The organism is Mesorhizobium sanjuanii (assembly GCF_002529485.1).
Lineage (GTDB): Bacteria > Pseudomonadota > Alphaproteobacteria > Rhizobiales > Rhizobiaceae > Mesorhizobium > Mesorhizobium sanjuanii.
On the sequence record NZ_NWQG01000159.1, the window covers coordinates 23665 to 43602 of the forward strand.

Sequence of the window (19938 nt, forward strand, 5' to 3'; positions counted from 1 at the left end):
TCCTGCGCATGACCGCCATTCCCGAAAACAAAGCCTTGCCCGAAACCGCGACGGCGGCGCGCCGCGTGGCGCTGATCGTCGCCGTTGCCTTCTTCATGCAGCTCCTGGATTCGACGATCATCTCGACGTCGCTGCCGCAGATGGGCCAATCCTTCGGCGTGCCGGCAGTAGCGATGAGCATCGGCATCACCGTTTACATGCTGACCATGGCGGTGTTCGTGCCGCTGTCCGGCTGGCTCGCCGATCGTTTTGGCGCGCGCAATATCTTCCTCATCGCCATCGCCCTGTTCACGATGGCCTCGGTTGCCTGCGGCGTCTCCGGGAATTTGACCCAGTTCGTTGCCGCACGCGCGGTGCAGGGCTTGGGCAGCGCTCTTATGACGCCGGTCGGGCGCATACTGGTGTTGCGCAACGCCCCGAAATCCGAGTTGCTCAACGCCACGGCGCTGATTACCTGGCCGGCCCTGTTTGCGCCAGTGGTCGGGCCGGTGCTTGGCGGCTTCATCACCACCTATCTCTCCTGGCACTGGAACTTCTTCATCAACATTCCGCTGGGGGTGGCCGGGCTGGGGCTGGTCGCCCGCTTCATCCCCGGCGATCGTGAAGCCGAGACCAGGCCGCTCGACTGGCCGGGCTTCCTGCTGACGTCGGTGGGGCTAGCATCAATGCTCTACGGCCTCGAGCGCATCGCGCATCCGGAAGACGGCGCGTTGCCGACCGTGGCGCTGCTTGGCGCGGGCATCCTCGTCGGCTGGGTGGCGGTGCGGCATCTCGCGCGTACCCAACATCCGTTGCTCGACCTCACGGCATTCAAGGTGCAGACTTTCGCCATATCGACTTTGACGGCCGGCACAGTCTTCCGGGTTGCCATCAACGCCACGCCGTTCCTGTTGCCGCTCTTGTTCCAGGTCGGTTTTGGCCTCAGCCCCGTCGATGCCGGCCTGATGATCCTGGCCTATTTCCTCGGCAATCTCGGCATGAAGACGGCGACAACGCCGACGCTGAGGCGCTTCGGCTTCCGCCTAGTGCTGATCGTCAACGGGGTGATCGCATCGCTGTCGATCATGGCCTGCGCGGCGATCTCGCCGCAGACGCCGCAGGCGCTGGTGGTGGCGCTGATGCTGATCGCCGGGCTGACGCGTTCGATGCAGTTCACCGCGCTCAACACACTGGCCTTCGCCGACGTGACCGCGTCACAGCGCAGTTCGGCGGCGACATTGTCCAGCATGCTGCAGCAGGTGGCGATGCTGTTCGGCGTGGCGGTGGCGGCGGCGCTGTTAAACCTGTCGCAGATCGCCAGGGGCGGGCCGGCGCTCGACCTCATAGACTTTCGCCTCGCCTTCCTGGCGATCGGCGCTATCGGGCTTGTGGCCGCCTTGCGTTTCCTGGCATTGCCGGCAAGTGCAGGCGCCGAGGTTTCGGGTCATCTTCCGCGGAATTGAAATCGCCCCGCAGTTCAGGGTGAAGCGAGAAGCAGCGCTCACACCGGCCGGTATACCTTCTCCGCCGTGTTCCGGAAAATATCCGCTTCGGCCGCCGCGCCATGCTTGGCCACCGCTGCCCGGTGCGCCTTGATCAGTTCGGCGTGGCTGGTCCACAGTTTCTCGATCGGGAAGTTCGAGCCGAACATCAGATGGTCGCTGCCCAGAATATCGATCGCGTTGTCGACGATATAGGCGATCAGGGCCGGGTCGTTGCGGTGGACGAAGGTGCCGAGGCCTGACAGCTTGGCGTAGAAGTTGGGTGCCGCCGAAAGGGTGCGCAAGCCTGCCTTCCAGGCCTCCGCGGTCTCCGGCTCCATGCCGGTCAACATGCCGGCATGGGTGAGGATGAAATTCGTCTCGGGATTCTCGCCGACCAGTGTCAGCCCATCCTTCATTTGGGCGGGGAAGAGTTGCAGGTCGAAGGACAAGCCATACTCCTTCAGTCGGGCAACATTGGCCCGCACCTTCGGGTCGATGACCTGATCGGCCGAGGCGGCGAAGCGGAAGGCCGGCGTCTCATGCCAGTGCAGTTGCATGCGCACGCCGCGCAGCAGTGGGTATTTTTTCAGCCGGTCGATCTGCGGGCGGACATCGTCCACCGTCATATCGGCATAGCCGACGATGGCGTGCGGCCAGCCGGTTTCGTCGGCCGTCTTCTGCAGGAAGGCGACTTCCTTCTCGAAATCCTCCTTGGCCCAGTTGGTCTGGACGTAGACCGCCTTCTCGACGCCCGAGCCGCGCTGGTCGGCGAGGAACTCCTCGATCGGATAGTCGCGGCGGATCGGCTGGTAGGGGCCGAAGATGCGCGGCACCATCGGGCCGACCAGCCAGGGCTGGTCCTTTTGGCGCCAGATGTGGAAATGCGCGTCGATCGCCTTCTGCATCATGAAACCCTCTTCCAGATTGCCGCTGCCGCCGGGGCAGGGCGCGCGAGCGACAGGATGAAATCGCTGAGGCCGGCGATGGATGAGCCATCGACGAGGTCGTCGAGCACCGGCAGGATGGCACGCAGGGCCGCCGTTGCCGGGCGGAAGCGCGGGTCACCGGCCAGCGGTGTCGCCAGCGAAAGCCGGAAGGCGCGGGCGCTCAGCCGGCGCATCGCGATCTCCAGCTCGGTATGGTCGCCGCGCTCCAGCGCATCGGACAGGATGACGACCGCCGCACCCCGAGCGAAAGCGGAAAAGCGTGGCACCGAGAGGAAGGCGAGCAGCGTCGGCCCCATGCGGGTGCCGCCGTCCCAGTCGTCGACCAGTGCGGCGGCGCGGGCCAGCGCCTGGTCGCAGTCGCGAATGCGCAACGCCGAAGTGATACGGGTCAGCCGCGTGCCAAAGGTGAAGATCTCGGCGCGGTCCGCACCTTGCACGGCGGCATGCGCCAGCTTGAGATAGTCCGACGTATGCAGCTTCATCGAGCCGGAGACGTCGATCAGTATCAGCAGCTTGCGCGGCACGGTCTGGCGGCGGCGCAGCAACGGCGAGGGGACGTCACCGTCGGCGCTGACGATTTCCCGCAGGGACCGGCGCAGGTCGAGCTTGCCGCGTGAATGGGTGCGCACAGTGCGGAAGGAGCGGCGCGCGGGCAAAGCGGACGCCAGCTTGCGGCGAAAGGTGGTCAGCCTGGCGTCATCTCGCTGGAATTCGCGCGTGCTCAACTGTTCGATGGCCGAGGACAGATCGCCGCCTTCGTCGTGCTGCTTCGCTTCGATCTGTTCGTCGTTCTCGCCGCCATCATCCTTGATGCGGGTTTCTTTATCCGTATCGCCTTCGACCACGGCAGATGTGTTGCCGTAGAAATAGCTCTGGAAATGCGCCTCGAATTCGTCGCGGCGATCGGGCGTCGGCGCCAGCGTGGCGAGGGCCGCTTCGTGGATGTCGGCAATGGAGCGTGGCCCGAGCAGCGTCACGGCCTGCATGAAGCCGGATACTTGCTCTGGCGCAATCGGGAAGCCGTAGCGGCGTAGTAGCCGGCCGAAGCCAAGAAAAGGTGCCGCGGCGCGGGGCAGGGCGCTCACGCGAGCGCCTCCTCGACGATGCGGCCAAGCTCCGGCGTGATATAGGACAGGTCTTCCTCGTCCTTGATCAGCACTCCGATGGCGCGGCGGAAGGCTTCCGGCCACGGGCTGCCGCCTTTTTCGAGGATGGTGGCGGCATTGGCCCATTCGACCGCCTCGGCGATGCCGGGCGGTTTGGCCAGCGGGCGTGCGCGGATGTCACGCACGGCAGAAGCGACAGCACGCGCCGTAGCCTCAGCGACGTCGCCTGCGCGCAGCATGATGATCTCGGCCTCGCGCTCGGAGTCGGGATAGGTGATCCAGTGGTAGACGCAGCGCCGGCGCAGCGCCTCCGCCAGTTCGCGCGTGCGGTTGGAGGTCAGGATGACGATCGGCTGCGCCGTCGCGTGGATGGTGCCGCGCTCGGGAATGCTGATCTGGAAATCGGAGAGGAATTCCAGAAGCAGGGCCTCGAATTCGTGATCCGAACGGTCGATCTCGTCGACCAGCAGCACGCGTTTTTCCGGTGCCTTCAGTACCTGCAGCAGCGGCCGGGCAATCAGGAAGCGGTCGTCGTAGATGTCGATCTCGTGCTCGCCAGCATGACGGATGGCGAGCAACTGGCGCTGGTAATTCCATTCGTAGAGCGCATGCGCGGCGTCGATGCCTTCGTAGCATTGCAGCCGCACCAGATCGCGCCCGAGCACTAAGGCGATCGCCTTCGCTGCCTCGGTCTTGCCGACGCCGGGCGCGCCTTCGAGTAGTAGCGGCTTGCCCAGCCGGATCGCCAGGAAGATCGCGGTCGCCAGGCTCTCATCGGCCAGATAGCGCGAGGCGGCGAGGTGCTGCGCCACCGCCTCCGGCGAGGTCGCGACAGTCTCGGCGCTTCTCTTGGTCATTTCCAGCACTCAGTTCGATGCCTGCGCCTTCAGCGCCCGCAGGATGCGCTCCGGCGTGATCGGCAGCGTGTCGATGCGCACGCCGACCGCGTCGAAGACGGCATTGGCGACAGCGGGGATTTGCGGGTTGGCGCACATCTCGCCAGGTCCCTTGGCGCCGTAGGGGCCATCGGCCGAGGGCCGCTCCAGCACGATGATCTCGGTTTCGGCAAGATCGCCGGGACCCGGCATCAGGTACTGGTTGAAGTCAGTGCCGCCATGGTCGCGGCTGGGATAATAGGGCTCGGTGGTCTCGTAGAGTGCATGGCTGATGCCCATCCACGAGCCGCCGACGAGCTGCTGCTCGACCATTTTCGGGTTCAGCGCGCGGCCGATCTCGAAGATGTTCTTCACCGTCAGCACGGTGACTTCGCCGGTCTCGTCATCGACCTCGACCTCGGCCACCGTGCAGGCATGGGCATAGCAGGTCGACGGCTTCATCGCGCCGGTTTCCTTTTCCGGATAGGAGCGTGGGATCAGGAACATGCCGCGGCCGGAGATCGAGCGGCCGCGCTTGAAATGCGCCGACAGCGCGACATCGAAAATCGAGATCGATTTCTGCGGCGCGCCCTTGACCAGAATATTGCCCTGGCCATCGGTCTCGAGGTCGGAGGCGTTGACTTCCAGCTCCTCGGCCGCCACTTCCAGCATCACCTGGCGGGCCTCCCTGGCCGCCTGGATGACGGCGTTGCCGGCGCGGTGCGTGCCGCGCGAGGCGAAGGTGCCCATGCAGTGCGGGCCGGTGTCGGTGTCGGCGGTGTCGACGACGACGCGGTCGGTCGGCACGCCGATCGTCTCGGCGCAGATCTGCGCCATGATCTGCTTCATGCCCTGGCCAAGATCGACTGATGACAGCGTCACCATGAAATTGCCGGTCGGCGTCGAATGCACCAGTGCCTGGGTCGGGTCGCCGCCGAGATTCATGCCGGTCGGATAGTTGATCGCGGCGACGCCGCGTCCGCGCCTGATCGCCATCTCAAGCTCCCTTCGCGTAGGATGACATGGCCAGATATTTTTCCGCCACCGGCCAGTTGGCGGCGCGCGAGGCCTCCTGCATGCATTCGATCAGCGCCGCCCCTTCCGTCGGCTGGCGATGCGCCTTCATGTCGCCGTCGCGATAGGCGTTGACGAAACGGAATTCGAGCGGGTCCATGCCGATCAGCCGGGCGAGCTTGTCCATCTGCACCTCAAGCGCGAAATCGCCGATGGTTACGCCAAAGCCGCGCATGGCGGAGGAAGGCGTACGGTTGGTGTAGACGCAGTAGGTGTCGATCCAGACATTCGGGATGGTGTAGGGGCCGGGATAGTGGCCCGCGCCCTTCTGCGCGCCGTAGGGCGAGTGGCGCGAATAGGCGCCGGCATCGGTGTAGCCGGTGACCTTGCGGGCGACGATGCGGCCGTCCTTCATGACGCCGTCCTTGATGACGATTTTTTCGGCGGCGCGGGGCGAGGAGATCTGCATCTCCTCCTCGCGGCTGTAGATGAAACAGACCGGTCGTCCGGTTAGTTTTGCTCCGAGGATGGCGATCGGCTCGACGATGACGTCGACCTTGCCGCCAAAGCCGCCGCCGACGGTGCCGCCGACGAAATGCAGCTTGTTGCCGGGCATCTGCAGGATGATCGAGGCGTTGTCGAGGGTGAAGAACATCGCCTGCGTGTTGGTGTAGCAGGTGAAACGGTCATTGCCTTCGGGCGCGACGATGCAGCCGGTCGTCTCGGTCGGCGCGTGCTCGATCGGCGAAGACTGGTAGGTCTGTTCCAGGATGTGATCGGCTTGGGCGAAGCCGGCCTCGACATCGCCGAAGCGAACCTTGCGGCACTCGCCGCTGTCGTAGAGATAGTGGTTCTGGCCGTGATATTCGTTGACGATGGGCGCGCCGGGCTTCAGCGCCTCTTCCATGTCGAACACGGCCGGCAGCACTTCGTAGTCGACCTTGACCTTGGCCGCCGCCTCCTGCGCGGCGCGCTCGGTCTCGGCCAGCACCGCCACCACGGCCTCGCCCTTCCAGCGCACCTTGCCGTCGGCCAGCACCGTCTCGTCCTCCGGCCCGATCTGGATCAGGATCAGGATGGTGTAGACATTGTGCGGCACATCCTTGGCCGTCAGGATCTTCACCACACCTGGATGCTTTTCCGCCTCCGAAGTGTCGATCGAACGGATGCGGGCATGGTGGTGCGGGCTGCGCACCATCTTCAAGTGCAGCATGCCGGGAAAGTTGCGGTCGGCGAAATAGGCGGTCTTGCCGGTGACGTGGCCGGGCGAATCCGAGCGCGGCCGGGGCTGGCCGATCTCGTGCAGATCGTCCTTGCGCTGGTCGGCGAAGTAGCTCTTGCGGAGTTCCATATTTTTCACTCCCCTCAAGCCGCGTTCTGCGAATTGGACCGCGCGGCGGTCAGCACCGCCTGGATGATCGGCTCATAGCCGGTGCAGCGGCAGATATTGCCCGACAGCGCCTCGACGACATCGTCGCGGCTGGGGTTCGGCGTGTGGTCGAGCAGAACCTTGGCCGCCATGATCATGCCCGGCGTGCAGAAGCCGCATTGGGTGGCGAAGGCGTCGAGAAAGGCGCGCTGCAGCGGATGCAGAACACCGCCTTCCGACAGCCCTGACGTCGTGGTGATGGTGGCACCGTTGCAGGTCTCGGCCAGCGTCAGGCAAGAAAGCCGCAACTCGCCGTCGATGATGACCGAGCAGGCGCCGCATGTGCCCTGGTGGCAGCCGCCTTTCGGCGAGGTGTCGCCGATCTTGTCGCGCAAGGCATGAAACAGCGTCGTGCCGCTGTCGATGAATTCGGCCTTTTCCGCGCCGTTGAGCGTGAACTGAACCGGGACCTTTGCCATTGTTCCTCCCTGCGCGCCTGCCCTGAAGGGCAGACGCGCGCGCCCAACGGGCTTAAGCCTTTGTTTCCATGCCGGTGACCTGGCCAAGCAGCAGCCGGCCGAGATGGACCGGCATGACTTGCGAGCGATACCAGGCGCTGGCGATGGGATCGGTGATGGGCGAGGTGCCTTCAGCCACGGCGGCCAGCGCCGGCGCGATACCGTCGCTGGTCAGGGGTCGGCCTGCCAATGCCTTCTCCGCGGCCTTGGCGCGCATCGGCCGGTCGGCCATGCAGCCAAGCGCGATCCGTGCCGATGACACGACGCCATCCGGCGCCTGTTCCAGCACGGCGGCGATGCTGAGCACCGAGACGCCTTTCGGCTTGACTCGCGACACTTTCAGGAAGCGAAAGCCGCCGCCCGCGGGAAGCGCAAAGCCGACCGCGGTCACGATGGCGTGGTTGCTTTCGCGTTTTGCCAGGAAGGTTTCGATCGGCAGGTCGCCGCCATCGGTGCTGACGGTGGCGTCCAACGCCAGCAGCGCAACGGTGAAATCGCCATAGGGCGCCGGTGCGAAGAGATTGCCGCCGACGGTCGCCATGTTGCGGATCGCCGGACCGCCGACAGCGCGCGCGGCAGGCGATAGAGTGCCGAGTTCCAGATGACGGGCGACCGTCGCCATGGTCACCGAGGCGCCAAGTCGGACCTTGCCGCCGGAGACGGCTATGGTCGACAAAGACGGCTCGGTCGAGCGCACGAAGCTGGAGAGCGACACGTCGCCTTCATTGGTGGCGCGCACGACCAGCGTGCCGCCGCCGAGATAGCGGGTGCCGGCTGCCTTCAGCGCCGCATTGGCATCCTTCACCGTTGAGAAAGTCTGGAGTGCAAGCGCCATGGCACGCTCCTGTTTATCAGCCCAATTCAGTTCAGCCTTGGCCGCCAAAATGGCTCTTCAAGGCATTGAAGCCGCCCTGGAAGACATTGGCGCCCATGCCTTCGGCCAGCTTGTCGGCTTCTTCGGGTGCTGCGTCGAAGCTGGCGGTCCATTCGGCATAGGTGCGGTCGCCGTCTGTCACTCGTCGTAATTGCAACGTCGCCTTGTGGTTGGTCAGTGGCTGCGGCGTCTCCAGTATGGAGTAGCTGACCAGGAAATTGTCGTCGGAGAAATCGAGCAGCTTTTCGCGGATGCGGGCGCCGCTGGCGAGCTGGAAATTGCGGACGCAGCCAATCGTGCCGGCATCCTTGCCGTCCTCGATATGGCTTTCGACCATCCGCGGGTGCCAGCTGGGTAGTCCGTTGAAGTCGCGTATGCGCGCCCAGACCTTTTCGACCGGCGCGTGGATGACGCTGGAGATGGTGACTTTTGCCATATGGATGTTCCCTTGCAAATCAGCTGCCTGGGAGGATAGGGCGCCGACGCTGGCGGCGCTTATCAATGCGTCTTGACCGCCTATCAAGGAGTCTGAAAAAGCGGGCAGTCCGAAAAAATGGGCGCGCGGCTCAGGCTATCGCCCGGGCCGCCTCGCGATAGAGCGTCGGTGGGACGCCGACATGATCGCGGAAGAAGCGCGAGAAATTGCCCTGCGTGGTGAAGCCGAGGTTGCAGGCAACCGAGATCAGTGGCGCCTCGGACCACTGCAACTGCCGCACCGCTTCCTCCATGCGCAGCGTGTTCCAGTAGACGTTGGGCGTCAGATTGGTCTGCTCCTTGAACAAAGCGAAGAAGTGCGGGCGCGACAGGCCGACGCTGCGCGCGACGTCATCGAAGCAGATGCGCTCGCAGACATTGGCCTTCATCAGCTGGATCGCCTTGCGAACGCGGAAGTCCTGCATGGTGTTGATGCGGGCGCGTGCCACCTGCGGCGCCGAGGCGTCGGCGGCGTCGAGCACGCTGTCGATGAAGCGCTCGATCTCGTAATTGGCGATGTCGTCGATGCTCTCATTGTCGCTTAGATGATCGAGAAGGCTGGCCGCTGCCTTGTGCAGCCATGGCTCGAGCGTGATCGCCGGGGTCGAAAACAGCGGCGCCGATGCTGGCAGGTCGCGGCGCCGGCGGGCCCAGTCCGGATCGATGTAGAAGGCGAGGAACAGGCCTGGCGTGCCGTCGCGCGACAGGGCGTGGCTGTGCGGCTGGAAGGAATTGATGCCGGCGGCTGTACCAGGTCCGAGCCGCACAGTCTCGCGGCCGATGGTCATCTCGCCGGCCGTGCCCTCCAGCCAGATGATGATATGCGCCTCGACATGGGCATGGGTGACGAAGTCGCTGGCGACGTTCAGGACAGAAACATGTCCGAACCGGCCCCAGTAGAGCCTGATCGCTTCCGTCATGGGTATATCCTCCCGCAGGCGACTGGCCTCCCTTCGCCTGCAATGGGGATACTGTGGTCCAGTTCGGGTCCACGTCAAGGCGCATGCGCCTGGCTCAAGCCAGCCGTGGTTTGCGTTGACCGATTTTCAGACTGAGCGATAGGAACGAGAACGAATAACGGGCCAGGCCCGGTCCTAGTCGCTGCGCCGGAAGTTGCGGATCCGGTCGAACAGGACCGCGAGCAGAATCGCGCCGCCGATGAACACGCCTTGCCAGAAGGCATTGATGCCGAGCAGGCCGAGGCTGTTGCGGATGACCTCGATTAGCGCCGCGCCGACAATGGCGCCGAAGGCGGTGCCGACACCGCCGGCCAGGTTGGCGCCGCCGATAACGGTGGCGGCGATCACCTGAAGCTCCATGCCGTTACCGAGATTGGTGGTGACGGCGCCCAGCCAGCCGGTCTGGATGATACCGGCTATGCCGGCGGCCAGCGCCGAAATCATGTAGACTGCGACCTTGATCTGACGCACCGGAACGCCGGTCAGCGTTGCCGCATGCTCATTGCCGCCGATGGCGAAGATGTGCCGGCCGAATTTGGTCCAGCGCAGGACGAAGCCGGTGATCAGCGCCAGCAGGATCGTATAGAGCACCGGATTGGCGATGCCGAACACCCAGGCTCCGCCGCCCAGCGCCAGAAGCTTGTCGTGGTCGGGTCCGAACTGGAAGACGACGGTGTTATTGGAGGCGACCATGGCGAGGCTGCGCGCGATCGAGAGCATGCCGAGCGTCACCACGAAGGGCGGAAAGCCGAGATAGGCGATCAGAATCCCATTGAAGGCGCCGACGATCAGCGCCGTCGCGATCGCGGCGGCAATGCCGATCTCAATGCTGTAGCCGGCGTGCATGGTGACAGCCAATATCATCGAACACAGGCAAAGCACCGAGCCGACCGACAGGTCGATGCCTCCGGTGATGATGACGAAGGTCATGCCGAGCGCGACGATGGCGACGAAGGTGACGTTGCGGGTAATGTTGTAGAGGTTCTTCGGGGTGGCGAAGGAATCGGTGGCAAACGACAGGAACAGGCAGGCCAGGATGACCGCAATCACCACCCAGAAGGTCTGGGTGGCGAACACCCTGGAAAGCAAGGTGTGCTGTTTCTGTTCAATCGTCTGGTCAAGGGTGACTGCCATTATCGACCTCTCATGCCGGTGGCCAAACGCGCCAGCACGGCAAATTCCAAGCTTCGAAATTCCGGACCACTTTCATGACGCCTGCTCGATGGCGCCGGTAATCAGGCCCGTGACCTCCTCGGGCGAACTCGATGCGATCGTCTTGTCGGCGACCTTGCGGCCGCGCCGCATGACGATGACGCGGTCGGCGACGTCAAAGACGTCGGGCATGCGGTGACTGATCAGCACGACTGATATACCCTGGTCGCGCAGATGGCGGATCAGGTTCAACACTTCCGCCACCTGTCGGACCGAGATCGCCGCCGTCGGCTCGTCCATCAGCACGATCTTGGCCTGGGAAAGCATCGTACGGGCGATCGCCACCGCTTGCCGCTGGCCGCCGGACATCTGCTTGACGAGGTCGCGCGGCCGGGTTTCGGACTTAAGCACAGCAAAGATCTGGCCGGCTCGCTTGTACATGGCGGCATAGTCGAGGATGCGGAACGGCCCAACGCCCCGGCGCAGCTCGCGGCCGAGATAGACGTTCGCGGCGGCCGTCAGATTGTTGCACAGCGCCAGGTCCTGATGGACGATCTCGATGCCGTGCTGGCGCGCCTCGACCGGCTTGTGCAGGATCAACTCCTTGCCGTCCATCTGCATCATGCCAAGGCTCGGGCGGAAATTGCCAGCGATCATCTTGACCAGGGTCGACTTGCCGGCGCCATTGTCGCCCATCAGGCCGACGACCTGCCCGGGCTCGATCGACAGCGACACGTCGTTGACCGCCTGGATGGCGCCGAAATGTTTCGAGATATTGGTGAGTTCGAGAACCGCCACCAGCCTTCATGCCTCCCCGTGCTTTGCGGCCTGCGGTTCTGCCGCGGCCCCGCTCGCCCCAGCTCCTCCCGGGACAGCGATTTTGAAGTCCATTATGCGAATGCCCGCACTGGCGTCAATTGTCGGACGAATAAGATCTCGCAATTGTCCGACGAATTGCGGGGAGAGCGCTTTTAAAAATCAGTTTTGTAGGACAAATAGAGATTGACGTTGGCAGCGAGCCGATATTAGCTAAGCGTCGGAGGAGAATATCCCGACCCTGTGCCGGTTTGCCGGGTGGGTCGGCGGAGGCTTACCGGGTCAAGGGCACGCCGACAGCAGCGTTTGTCGAGCAGGTTCGGGATCGTATCTGGAAATGCTTACCGACCTGGCTTGGCGACATGAGCGTTCGTGCAACGATCCTCTGTCATTGCTTGATCCGGGTCGGTCTGTGTGGCGGACACGTCGTGTCCGTCTGTTTTCAAGGGAGGACTGACATGAGGAAATCATTATTGCTCGCTGCTGCCGCCGTCATGGCGCTTGGCGCCGGGCCGGCTTTGGCCAAGAAACAACTCGTCATCGTCGTGAAGGGTCTCGACAATCCGTTCTTCGAGGCCATCAACCAGGGTTGCCAGAAATGGAACAAGGAAAACGCCAGCTCGGAATATGAGTGCTTCTACACTGGTCCGGCTTCGACCTCCGATGAGGCCGGTGAGGCCCAGATCGTTCAGGACATGCTGAGCAAGCCCGATACGGTGGCGATGGCAATTTCGCCGTCCAATGCACCGCTGATCGCGCAGACGATCAAGAGTGCCAACCCGACGATCCCGATCATGACCATCGACGCCGACCTGGCCAAGGAAGATGCCGGCCTGCGCAAGACCTATCTCGGCACCGACAACTACCTGATGGGGTTCAAGATCGGCGAATACATCAAGAACGGCAAGCCGAATGGTGGCAAGATCTGCACCATCGAGGGCAATCCCGCGGCCGACAACATCCTGCGCCGTGCGCAAGGCATGCGTGACGCGCTTTCGGGCAAGGAAGGTCTTGCGGCGCTCGCTGGCGAAGGCGGCTGGACGGAAGTCGCCGGCTGCCCGGTGTTCACCAATGACGACGGCGCCAAGGGCGTGCAGGCGATGACCGATATCCTCGCCGCCAATCCCGATCTCGACGCTTTCGGCATCATGGGGGGCTGGCCGCTGTTCGGCGCGCCGCAGCCCTATCGCGACCTGTTCAAGCCGATGGCCGACAAGATCGCCAAGAACGAATTCGTCATCGGCGCTGCCGACACGATCGGCGACGAGGTGGCGATCGCCAGTGAAGGCCTTGTCACCGCACTTGTCGGCCAGCGACCGTTCGAGATGGGTTACAAGGCGCCGTCTGTGATGATCGACCTGATCGAAGGCAAGACCGTCGCCGATCCGGTGTTCACCGGCCTCGACGAATGCACCAAGGATACGGTCGACACCTGCATCCAGAAGTAAGCCGCAATTTCGGGGCGCCGGACGCTTGGTCGTAGAGCGGGGCGCCCCGTCAACCGGTTCATAATAGGGACGAAACAGCGCGGTCGGGGCGGAATGCCCCGGTTTCGACGCGCCCATGGTTCGCATTTCGGCGAAGGGCTATCCGGCAAAGAAACCTCACATTCCCGACAATTGCCCGCGATAGACAGCCGACGCATTGGAACGTGGATGCCGAACGACGGAAAATCAAGGAAACGGCCCGCCAAGGCGGAGGCTGTGGTCGGAGCCCCGACTGCCTTTCGGCGCGCCGACGCGGCACACTTTCCCGGCTCCAGCGTCCATGCCTCGCTGGCAAGCGAGATCGGCTTGAGGATCGTGCGCGGCGACTATCCACCTGGGGCCATCCTGCCCAACGAAGCCAAATGGTCGGAAACCTTCAACGTCAGCCGCTCGGCCGTGCGTGAGGCGATCAAGATGCTGATGGCCAAAAGCCTGTTGGCATCGCGCCCCAAGATCGGCAGTTGGGTCGAGCCGAAGGAGCGCTGGAACCTGCTCGACCGCGACGTGCTCGCCTGGTATGCGACCGCACCCGACCGCGAGGCGTTCCTGCGCACCGTGCAGGAATTTCGCCATATCATCGAACCCGAAGCCAGTGCCTTTGCCGCTATCCGGCGCAGCGAAGAGCAGATGGGCGAGATCAGCCAGGCCTGCCGGGAGATGGGCGATGCCACGAACCTGCAGGAACGCACGCGTGCCGATACGCGCTTCCATCTCGCCATCTTGCGGGCGTCGGGCAATGACCTGCTGGTGCCGCTCGGCGTGCTGATCGAATCTGCGCTCGACCATCTCTTTGTTTTCGTCACCCGCGAAACCAGCGACCAGCGCCGGGCGCAGGCGCTGCATGAGGCGATTGAGAAGAACATCCGTCTGCGGCGGCCGGGCGCGGCGCGCAATGCAGTGCACAGATTGCTAGCCAACACCGATGATGTGATCGGACGATCGCGGCGGTGATCGATCGCGAAAATCGAAATCCGAACAATGATATGGAGGTCGGTCCTCCTGAATTGAATCAGGTGGAATCCTGAGGCCGGCCGGTCGCGCTCAGATCGTCTGCTTTTTCCCATCCTTCGTCGGCATCAGGTCGACACCGTTGACCTTGGCGACATGCGTTGCCAGCATCGGCACATATTGGTCGGCAGGCCCGGCGGCGAAGGCGCCGGCAAAGGCGTTCTTGGTGGCATTGCCAAGCGGGTTGGCGATGCCGGCCGCACCCGCCATCGATTCGAGATAGGTGAGGTCCTTGAAGGCATTGGCAATGGTAAATTTATGGGCGTCGCGGTCGCCCTCCAGCGTCCAGCGCATGAAGGTCTGGTAGAAGCCGCAATCCATGCGGCCGTTGCGGATGACGCTGTCGAAACGCGGCGGCGAAATGCCGACCTTCTCGGCTAAGACCAGCGCCTCGGAATAGATCGCCGCATAGCCCAGCGAAATGAAATTGTTGAGCAGCTTCATGCGGTGACCGTCGCCGGTGCCGCCAATATGGACGATGCGTCCGGCCCAGGTGTCGAGCACCGGCTTGAGACGGGCAAAAACCGCGTCGGAGGCGCCGACCATGGCGTCGAGCGTACCTTCCCACGCCTCCTTCGGCGTGCGGCTGAGCGGTGCATCGACATAGTCGACGCCGAGCGCCTTGAGTTCGGCGGCGATGGCCACCGTCGAAACCGGATCGGAGGTCGAGCAATCGACGACGACAGAGCCTTTCTTCAAGCCCTCCTTGAGGCCGCCTGGTCCGCGGACAATGGCTTCCACCTCGCGCGAGCCGGTGACGCAGATGAAGACGATATCGGATGCCGCCGCAACATCGCGCGAGGTGGTTGCTTCCTTGGCGCCGCGGCCGAGCAGATCTTCCGCGGGCTTGCGGTTCTTGCGGCCGAGAAAGGTCAGCGCATAGCCCTTGTCGACGATGTTCTTGGCGATTCCATGCCCCATCAGGCCAAGGCCGATGAAGCCGATCTTTTCGCTCGCAGCAGTCGTGGTCATGTCATTTTGTCCTGTCTGGAAATTATCGATAATAGCGCTGCCGTTCTTGCCGCAACCGGTTGCGGAATGCAATATTGTCTGACAATACACATAATTCCCAAGCGATGTGGAGAGCAAAATGACGAAGCGGATCATGTTCACCGGTGGCAGCGGCAAGGCCGGGCGTCATGTCGTGCAATATCTGGTCGAGCATGGCTGCCAGGTGCTCAATATCGACACCAAGCCGCTCGACAATCCCAAGGTGCGCACGCTGGTCACCGACATCACCGATAGCGGGCAAGTGTTTAACGCGCTGTCGAGCTATATGGGCTTGCATGAATTCGATCCGTCGCTGCGTGCACAGCCGGTCGATGCCGTGGTGCATTTCGCGGCCATCCCGCGCATCATGATCACGACCGACAACGAGGTGTTCCGCATCAATGCGCTCGGCACCTACAATATCATCGAGGCAGCGGTGAAGCTCGGCATCCCAAAGGTCGTGATCGCCTCCAGCGAGACCACCTATGGGCTGGTCTTCGCCAACGAGCCGCGAGACCCCGAATATTTCCCGCTCGATGAGGAGTACGACGTCGATCCGATGGACAGCTACGCGCTGTCAAAAGTCGTCAATGAGAAGACGGCACGGGCGTTTGCTCAACGCAACGGCACCGATATCTATGCCTTGCGTATCGGCAACGTCATCGAGCCGCATGAATATCAGCTGTTTCCGAAATGGTTCGCCGATCCGGGTTTCCGCAAGCGCATCGCCTGGAGCTACATCGATGCGCGCGACCTTGGCCAGATCACGCTGCGGGCGATCGAAAAGGACGGGCTTGGCTATCAGGTGTTCAATGCCGCCAATGACGATTGTTCGTCCGATCTGCCGACAGCCGAGTTGCTGAAGCGGTTTTATCCCGAAGTGCCGGTCAAGGCTGAACTCGGCGAATATGAGACGCTGCTCTCCAACCGCAAGGCGAGGGACGTGCTCGGCTTCCGTCCTGAGCACAGCTGGCGGAAATATGTCAAAACGGTCTGATCGACCGACGATCCGGGGCTGATCTGTGCACAGAAACAGGCTTTGCGGTCCTGTGCTTGACAGGCTTTGAAATCCGGACTTTCTGGAACGGATGCGGGACGCAAAGCCGAACAGGGAAAGAAAATTGGCCGGTGCGGCGCCCGCCGAACGTCCGACCGCCGCTCGCCGGGCCGCATCGGCCCGCATTCCCGGGTCGAGCGTGCATGCGTCGCTGGCCAACGAGATCGGCTTGCGGATCGTGCGCGGCGACTATCCGCCGGGAACCATCCTGCCTAACGAAGCCAAATGGTCGGAGACCTTCGATGTCAGCCGCTCGGCGGTGCGGGAAGCCATCAAGATGCTGATGGCGAAAAGCCTGCTGGCCTCGCGTCCCAAGATCGGCAGTTGGGTCGAGCCGAAGGAACGCTGGAACCTGCTCGACCGCGACGTGCTCGCCTGGTACGCAACTTCGCCCGACCGCGAGGTTTTCCTGAAAACCGTGCAGGAATTCCGCCATATCATCGAGCCGGAGGCCAGCGCCTTCGCTGCCATGCGGCGCAGCGATGAGCAGATGGCCGAAATCAGCCAGGCCTGCCGCGAGATGGGCGAGGCGGCGACGCTGCAGGAGCGCACCCGTGCCGACACGCGATTCCATCTGGCCATCTTGCGGGCGTCGGGCAACGATCTCCTGGTGCCGCTGGGTGTGCTGATCGAATCGGCTTTCGATCATCTGTTCGCCTATACGACGCGGGAACTGGACGATTTGCAGCACGCGCAGAAGCTGCACGAGGCGATCGAGAAGAATATTCGCCTGCAGCGACCGGATGCGGCGCGCAATGCGGTGCGCAAGCTGTTGGCCAATACTGACGTCGTCATCAGGTCGAGATAGATCGATACCGAGGTGCGGTCCTAATCTTCTTTCGGGCGTCCGAAGGCGGCGCGCAGCTCGTCCTTTGCGCTCTCCAGCACTTTCTTCTGCCTGGCCGGCAGGTTCTTGCCGGCACGGTTGATGTAGAAGTTCAGCATCGACATGGCGGACTGGAACTGCTCGGCCTTGCGCCGGTCGCTGTGTTCGGCCGAGCGCTTCAACGAGGCCGCTATTTTCCTGGCGTCATGGGATTCGAAGACGTGTTCCTCGAGATCCATGGCGTCGCTGTGTTCGGTCACCTCGGCCGACCATTTTCTTTTTGCGGTCATGGTAAAACTCCTTCCACCGTGAGTTCATGGAGAACTCCGGACGGTGGCCGCTGTTCCATTGCGGCTTCAAATCCCTGGAGCCACGGAATTGCTGATGTGGCGCTGCTCAGCGCCACGAATGCGTCGATAGTGGCGAAGGAACCGGTCGATTTTTAAAACCGCGGACAGGAAACCTCTTGACCACAACCGCCGCCCGCCAGGCAAGCAGCCCCGGCATCGACAGCGCCTACGCCTGGATACGGCTCGCCATCTCGATGCTGCTGGCGACAATCGGCGGTGTCGGCATGTGGGCAGTTGTAGTCGTGCTGCCCGCCGTGCAGGCCGAATTCGGTGTCGATCGGGCGGCTGCCTCAATGCCTTATACCGCGACCATGGTCGGCTTCGCCGCCGGCAACGTGCTGGTCGGGCGCGCCATCGACCGCATAGGCTACTGGATCCCGGCATTGATCGCTTCAATCGCGCTCGGCGTCGGATTCTTGCTGGCGTCGCTGACCACCTCGATCCTTGGGTTCACCCTTGCGCAGGGGCTCCTGATCGGCGTCGGCACGTCGGCGATCTTCGGCCCGCTGATCGCCGACATCTCGCACTGGTTCAACCGCCGGCGCGGCGTCGCGGTGGCTGCCGCTGCTGCCGGCAGCTATCTCGCCGGGACGATCTGGCCAATGGCGATGCCCTATGTCATGCAGAGCGAAGGCTGGCGTTTCACCTATGCCGCGATCGGCGTCGTCTGCCTCGCAACCATGGTGCCGCTGGTTCTGCTGCTCAAGCGCCGCGCGCCACTTGCCGCCGCCGCCGGATCGCGCGGCAGCCAGCGAGTTCGGCCGATCTCGCTGTCGCCGACTGCCCTGCAGGTGCTGCTCGTCGTCGCCGGCTTCGGTTGCTGCATGGCGATGTCGATGCCGCAGGTCCATATCGTCGCCTATTGCATGGACCTCGGCTACGGCGTGGCGCGAGGCGCCGACATGCTGTCGATCATGCTGGCGGCGGGCGTCGTCAGCCGGCTGGCGTCGGGGTTCCTCGCCGATCGCATCGGCGCGGTGAAAACGCTGCTCATCGGCTCGGTGCTGCAATGCCTGTCGCTGCTGTTCTACATCCCCTTCGATGGGCTTGCCTCGCTTTATGTCGTCTCGCTGGTCTTCGGCCTGTCGCAAGGCGGTATCGTGCCTTGCTATGCGATCATCGTGCGCGACTATATGCCAGCCAAGGAGGCCGGCCAGCGTGTCGGCATCGTGATCATGGCGACCATATTCGGCATGGCGGTCGGCGGCTGGATGTCGGGCTGGATCTACGACCTCACTGGCTCCTACGCAGCCGCATTCCTGAACGGTATCGCTTGGAATCTGGTGAATTTGGTGGCCATCGGTCTTCTGATATGGAAGGCGCGGCGCAGCGCCATGGCGACGGCCTGAGGAGTTGGAGCCAGCGTCCTGGCGTTGATGCCGCCACGGACTGTTGGCCTTGACAATGGGCAGAGGCTGCGCGACGCCGGACTGACGGGGCGTGGCGAGGAAGCGGGATGATCATGGCGACAAGGTTGACGCTGCGACCGCGCATCGGCAAAGGCCCGGTGTCGGGGGCAAGGCCATGATCAAGCCGCGCTCGCGCCGTGGCGGCGGCCGCCCCACCATCGCCGATGTCGCGCGCAAGGCCGGCGTCGGCGCCATCACCGTGTCGCGTGCCTTGCGCGAGCCGGAGCGCGTTTCGGAGGATTTGCGGCGCCAGATACAGGCGGCCGTCAACGAACTCGGCTATGTGCCCGATCCGAATGCGCGCGCGCTGGCCTCGGCGCGCGCCGACGTGTTCGGCGTTCTGGTGCCGTCGCTCACCAATAACGTTTTCGCCGAAGTGGTGCGCGGCATCTATGACAGCCTGTCGGATGGCCCATTCCGCGTCCAGCTCGGCAACACGCATTATTCTGGCCTCGAGGAAGAACGGCTGCTGCAGGTATTTGGCCCGCAGCGCCCGGCAGCCCTCATCGTGGCCGGCATCGACCAGACGCCGACCGCGCGAAAATTGCTGGAGACAGCTGGCTGCCCGGTGGTGCAGGTCATGGAAACCGGGCCCGATCCTGTCGACATGCTGGTCGGGTTCTCGCATCTCGACGGCGGACGCACGGCGACGGAGCATCTGATCGAGGCGGGTTACAGGCGGATCGGTTTCATCGGTGCGCGCATGGACCCGCGGTCGCAGCGGCGTCTGGCTGGCTATCGCGCGGCTATGGAAGCTGCCGGCCTGTTCGATGCACGGCTGGTCACCACCACGCCTGTGCCGTCCAGCGTCACGCTTGGCCGTGAACTGTTTCGCGATGCGCTGGCCAAGGCGCCGACGCTCGACGGCGTCTTCTGCAACAATGACGATATCGCGCTCGGCGTGCTGTTCGAGTGCCACCGCGCCGCGATCTCTGTCCCTAGAACCATCGGCATCGTCGGCTTCAACGATCTCGACATGATGCAATCCGCGTTCCCATCGATCACCAGCATCCGCACCTATCGCTACGAGATTGGCCGGCGTTCGGTCGCCATGGCGCTGGCGGCGATCGCAGGGAAACGGCCGGAGCAGCGGGTGGTCGACCTCGGCTTCGAGCTCATACGCCGCGAGAGCACGGCACGCTGAACGCATTCCAGGCGTAGCACAATGGTCCTTTACACCCCGCCATGGTAGCGCTACCATCTGTCGCTGCCGCAAAGCCGAGACAAGGCCTGAAGGCTGTTTA

The 19938-nt window shown here is 63.5% G+C and carries 20 protein-coding genes; 7 read left to right on the forward strand and 13 right to left on the reverse strand.

All coding sequences use genetic code 11. From position 1 onward, the window contains the following. Positions 1–8: 8 nt before the first annotated feature. Positions 9–1442, forward strand: coding sequence for a DHA2 family efflux MFS transporter permease subunit (locus tag CN311_RS22130; RefSeq protein WP_097575851.1), 1434 nt, complete (start codon positions 9–11; stop codon positions 1440–1442). A 38-nt stretch (positions 1443–1480) separates the two neighbouring features. Here CN311_RS22130 and CN311_RS22135 read toward each other — a convergent pair whose 3' ends face one another. The 11 genes from CN311_RS22135 to CN311_RS22185 form a co-directional block, all read right to left on the reverse strand. After that, positions 1481–2368, reverse strand: a complete 888-nt coding sequence (locus tag CN311_RS22135; protein WP_165779800.1) for an amidohydrolase family protein — start codon at positions 2366–2368, stop codon at positions 1481–1483. Then, complete coding sequence (locus tag CN311_RS22140) at positions 2368–3486, reverse strand: VWA domain-containing protein (protein WP_165779801.1); 1119 nt, start codon at positions 3484–3486, stop codon at positions 2368–2370. Before CN311_RS22140 ends, CN311_RS22135 begins: the two co-directional genes overlap by 1 nt. 5 nt (positions 3487–3491) lie before the next feature. Continuing rightward, positions 3492–4373, reverse strand: coding sequence for an AAA family ATPase (locus CN311_RS22145; protein WP_097575852.1), 882 nt, complete (start codon positions 4371–4373; stop codon positions 3492–3494). 9 nt (positions 4374–4382) lie between these two features. Next, positions 4383–5387, reverse strand: coding sequence for a xanthine dehydrogenase family protein molybdopterin-binding subunit (locus tag CN311_RS33680; protein WP_097575833.1), 1005 nt, complete (start codon positions 5385–5387; stop codon positions 4383–4385). A gap of 1 nt (position 5388) precedes the next feature. Beyond that, on the reverse strand, positions 5389–6756 hold the full coding sequence (locus CN311_RS33685) for a xanthine dehydrogenase family protein molybdopterin-binding subunit (RefSeq protein ID WP_097575834.1): 1368 nt from the start codon (positions 6754–6756) through the stop codon (positions 5389–5391). Positions 6757–6770: 14 nt separating this feature from the next. Next, positions 6771–7253, reverse strand: coding sequence for a (2Fe-2S)-binding protein (locus CN311_RS22160; RefSeq protein WP_097575835.1), 483 nt, complete (start codon positions 7251–7253; stop codon positions 6771–6773). Between the two features lie 52 nt (positions 7254–7305). Continuing rightward, entirely contained in the window at positions 7306–8127 is an 822-nt protein-coding gene (locus tag CN311_RS22165; RefSeq protein WP_097575836.1) for an FAD binding domain-containing protein, read from the reverse strand. A gap of 31 nt (positions 8128–8158) precedes the next feature. After that, positions 8159–8602, reverse strand: a complete 444-nt coding sequence (locus CN311_RS22170) for an SRPBCC family protein (protein WP_097575837.1) — start codon at positions 8600–8602, stop codon at positions 8159–8161. A 130-nt stretch (positions 8603–8732) separates the two neighbouring features. Beyond that, the gene (locus CN311_RS22175; protein WP_097575838.1) at positions 8733–9560 is read right to left on the reverse strand and encodes an AraC family transcriptional regulator; all 828 of its coding nucleotides are present in this window, start codon (positions 9558–9560) and stop codon (positions 8733–8735) included. A 174-nt stretch (positions 9561–9734) separates the two neighbouring features. After that, positions 9735–10733 carry an ABC transporter permease gene (locus tag CN311_RS22180; RefSeq protein ID WP_097575839.1) on the reverse strand — a complete coding sequence of 333 codons (999 nt, stop codon included), beginning with the start codon at positions 10731–10733 and terminating at the stop codon, positions 9735–9737. Positions 10734–10805: 72 nt separating this feature from the next. Continuing rightward, the gene (locus CN311_RS22185) at positions 10806–11549 is read right to left on the reverse strand and encodes an ATP-binding cassette domain-containing protein (protein WP_097575840.1); all 744 of its coding nucleotides are present in this window, start codon (positions 11547–11549) and stop codon (positions 10806–10808) included. 476 nt (positions 11550–12025) lie between these two features. Between CN311_RS22185 and CN311_RS22190 the strand changes: the two genes are divergently transcribed. Further along, on the forward strand, positions 12026–13015 hold the full coding sequence (locus CN311_RS22190; RefSeq protein WP_097575841.1) for a sugar-binding protein: 990 nt from the start codon (positions 12026–12028) through the stop codon (positions 13013–13015). Between the two features lie 207 nt (positions 13016–13222). Then, positions 13223–14005 (forward strand): FadR/GntR family transcriptional regulator, encoded by a 783-nt coding sequence (locus tag CN311_RS22195; protein ID WP_097575842.1) that lies wholly within the window; start codon positions 13223–13225, stop codon positions 14003–14005. A 90-nt stretch (positions 14006–14095) separates the two neighbouring features. Here CN311_RS22195 and CN311_RS22200 read toward each other — a convergent pair whose 3' ends face one another. Further along, on the reverse strand, positions 14096–15034 hold the full coding sequence (locus tag CN311_RS22200) for an NAD(P)-dependent oxidoreductase (RefSeq protein WP_097575843.1): 939 nt from the start codon (positions 15032–15034) through the stop codon (positions 14096–14098). 118 nt (positions 15035–15152) lie between these two features. On the opposite strand from CN311_RS22200, the gene CN311_RS22205 reads away from it, so the two are divergent. Both CN311_RS22205 and CN311_RS22210 read left to right on the forward strand, forming a co-directional pair. Then, positions 15153–16049, forward strand: coding sequence for an NAD-dependent epimerase/dehydratase family protein (locus CN311_RS22205; RefSeq protein ID WP_097575844.1), 897 nt, complete (start codon positions 15153–15155; stop codon positions 16047–16049). A gap of 91 nt (positions 16050–16140) precedes the next feature. Then, positions 16141–16917: a FadR/GntR family transcriptional regulator gene (locus tag CN311_RS22210; RefSeq protein ID WP_097575845.1), complete on the forward strand. Its 777-nt coding sequence runs from the start codon at positions 16141–16143 to the stop codon at positions 16915–16917. 20 nt (positions 16918–16937) lie between these two features. On the opposite strand, the gene CN311_RS22215 is transcribed toward CN311_RS22210, so the two are convergent. Then, positions 16938–17225, reverse strand: coding sequence for a DUF3175 domain-containing protein (locus CN311_RS22215; RefSeq protein WP_097575846.1), 288 nt, complete (start codon positions 17223–17225; stop codon positions 16938–16940). 176 nt (positions 17226–17401) lie between these two features. On the opposite strand from CN311_RS22215, the gene CN311_RS22220 reads away from it, so the two are divergent. Both CN311_RS22220 and gntR read left to right on the forward strand, forming a co-directional pair. Further along, the gene (locus CN311_RS22220) at positions 17402–18634 is read left to right on the forward strand and encodes an MFS transporter (protein WP_097575847.1); all 1233 of its coding nucleotides are present in this window, start codon (positions 17402–17404) and stop codon (positions 18632–18634) included. 175 nt (positions 18635–18809) lie between these two features. Further along, positions 18810–19838: an HTH-type transcriptional regulator GntR gene (gntR, locus tag CN311_RS22225; RefSeq protein ID WP_097575853.1), complete on the forward strand. Its 1029-nt coding sequence runs from the start codon at positions 18810–18812 to the stop codon at positions 19836–19838. Positions 19839–19938: the final 100 nt, after the last annotated feature.

What these genes read in the sequence shown, in the direction of transcription:
- CN311_RS22130 (WP_097575851.1), top strand. Translation starts at nt 9, where the DNA reads ATGACCGCCATTCCCGAAAACAAAGCCTTGCCCGAAACCGCGACGGCG.
- CN311_RS22135 (WP_165779800.1), bottom strand. Translation starts at nt 2,368, where the DNA reads ATGCAGAAGGCGATCGACGCGCATTTCCACATCTGGCGCCAAAAGGAC.
- CN311_RS22145 (WP_097575852.1), bottom strand. Translation starts at nt 4,373, where the DNA reads ATGACCAAGAGAAGCGCCGAGACTGTCGCGACCTCGCCGGAGGCGGTG.
- CN311_RS33680 (WP_097575833.1), bottom strand. Translation starts at nt 5,387, where the DNA reads ATGGCGATCAGGCGCGGACGCGGCGTCGCCGCGATCAACTATCCGACC.
- CN311_RS33685 (WP_097575834.1), bottom strand. Translation starts at nt 6,756, where the DNA reads ATGGAACTCCGCAAGAGCTACTTCGCCGACCAGCGCAAGGACGATCTG.
- CN311_RS22160 (WP_097575835.1), bottom strand. Translation starts at nt 7,253, where the DNA reads ATGGCAAAGGTCCCGGTTCAGTTCACGCTCAACGGCGCGGAAAAGGCC.
- CN311_RS22165 (WP_097575836.1), bottom strand. Translation starts at nt 8,127, where the DNA reads ATGGCGCTTGCACTCCAGACTTTCTCAACGGTGAAGGATGCCAATGCG.
- CN311_RS22170 (WP_097575837.1), bottom strand. Translation starts at nt 8,602, where the DNA reads ATGGCAAAAGTCACCATCTCCAGCGTCATCCACGCGCCGGTCGAAAAG.
- CN311_RS22175 (WP_097575838.1), bottom strand. Translation starts at nt 9,560, where the DNA reads ATGACGGAAGCGATCAGGCTCTACTGGGGCCGGTTCGGACATGTTTCT.
- CN311_RS22180 (WP_097575839.1), bottom strand. Translation starts at nt 10,733, where the DNA reads ATGGCAGTCACCCTTGACCAGACGATTGAACAGAAACAGCACACCTTG.
- CN311_RS22190 (WP_097575841.1), top strand. Translation starts at nt 12,026, where the DNA reads ATGAGGAAATCATTATTGCTCGCTGCTGCCGCCGTCATGGCGCTTGGC.
- CN311_RS22195 (WP_097575842.1), top strand. Translation starts at nt 13,223, where the DNA reads ATGCCGAACGACGGAAAATCAAGGAAACGGCCCGCCAAGGCGGAGGCT.
- CN311_RS22200 (WP_097575843.1), bottom strand. Translation starts at nt 15,034, where the DNA reads ATGACCACGACTGCTGCGAGCGAAAAGATCGGCTTCATCGGCCTTGGC.
- CN311_RS22205 (WP_097575844.1), top strand. Translation starts at nt 15,153, where the DNA reads ATGACGAAGCGGATCATGTTCACCGGTGGCAGCGGCAAGGCCGGGCGT.
- CN311_RS22210 (WP_097575845.1), top strand. Translation starts at nt 16,141, where the DNA reads ATGCGGGACGCAAAGCCGAACAGGGAAAGAAAATTGGCCGGTGCGGCG.
- CN311_RS22215 (WP_097575846.1), bottom strand. Translation starts at nt 17,225, where the DNA reads ATGACCGCAAAAAGAAAATGGTCGGCCGAGGTGACCGAACACAGCGAC.
- gntR (WP_097575853.1), top strand. Translation starts at nt 18,810, where the DNA reads ATGATCAAGCCGCGCTCGCGCCGTGGCGGCGGCCGCCCCACCATCGCC.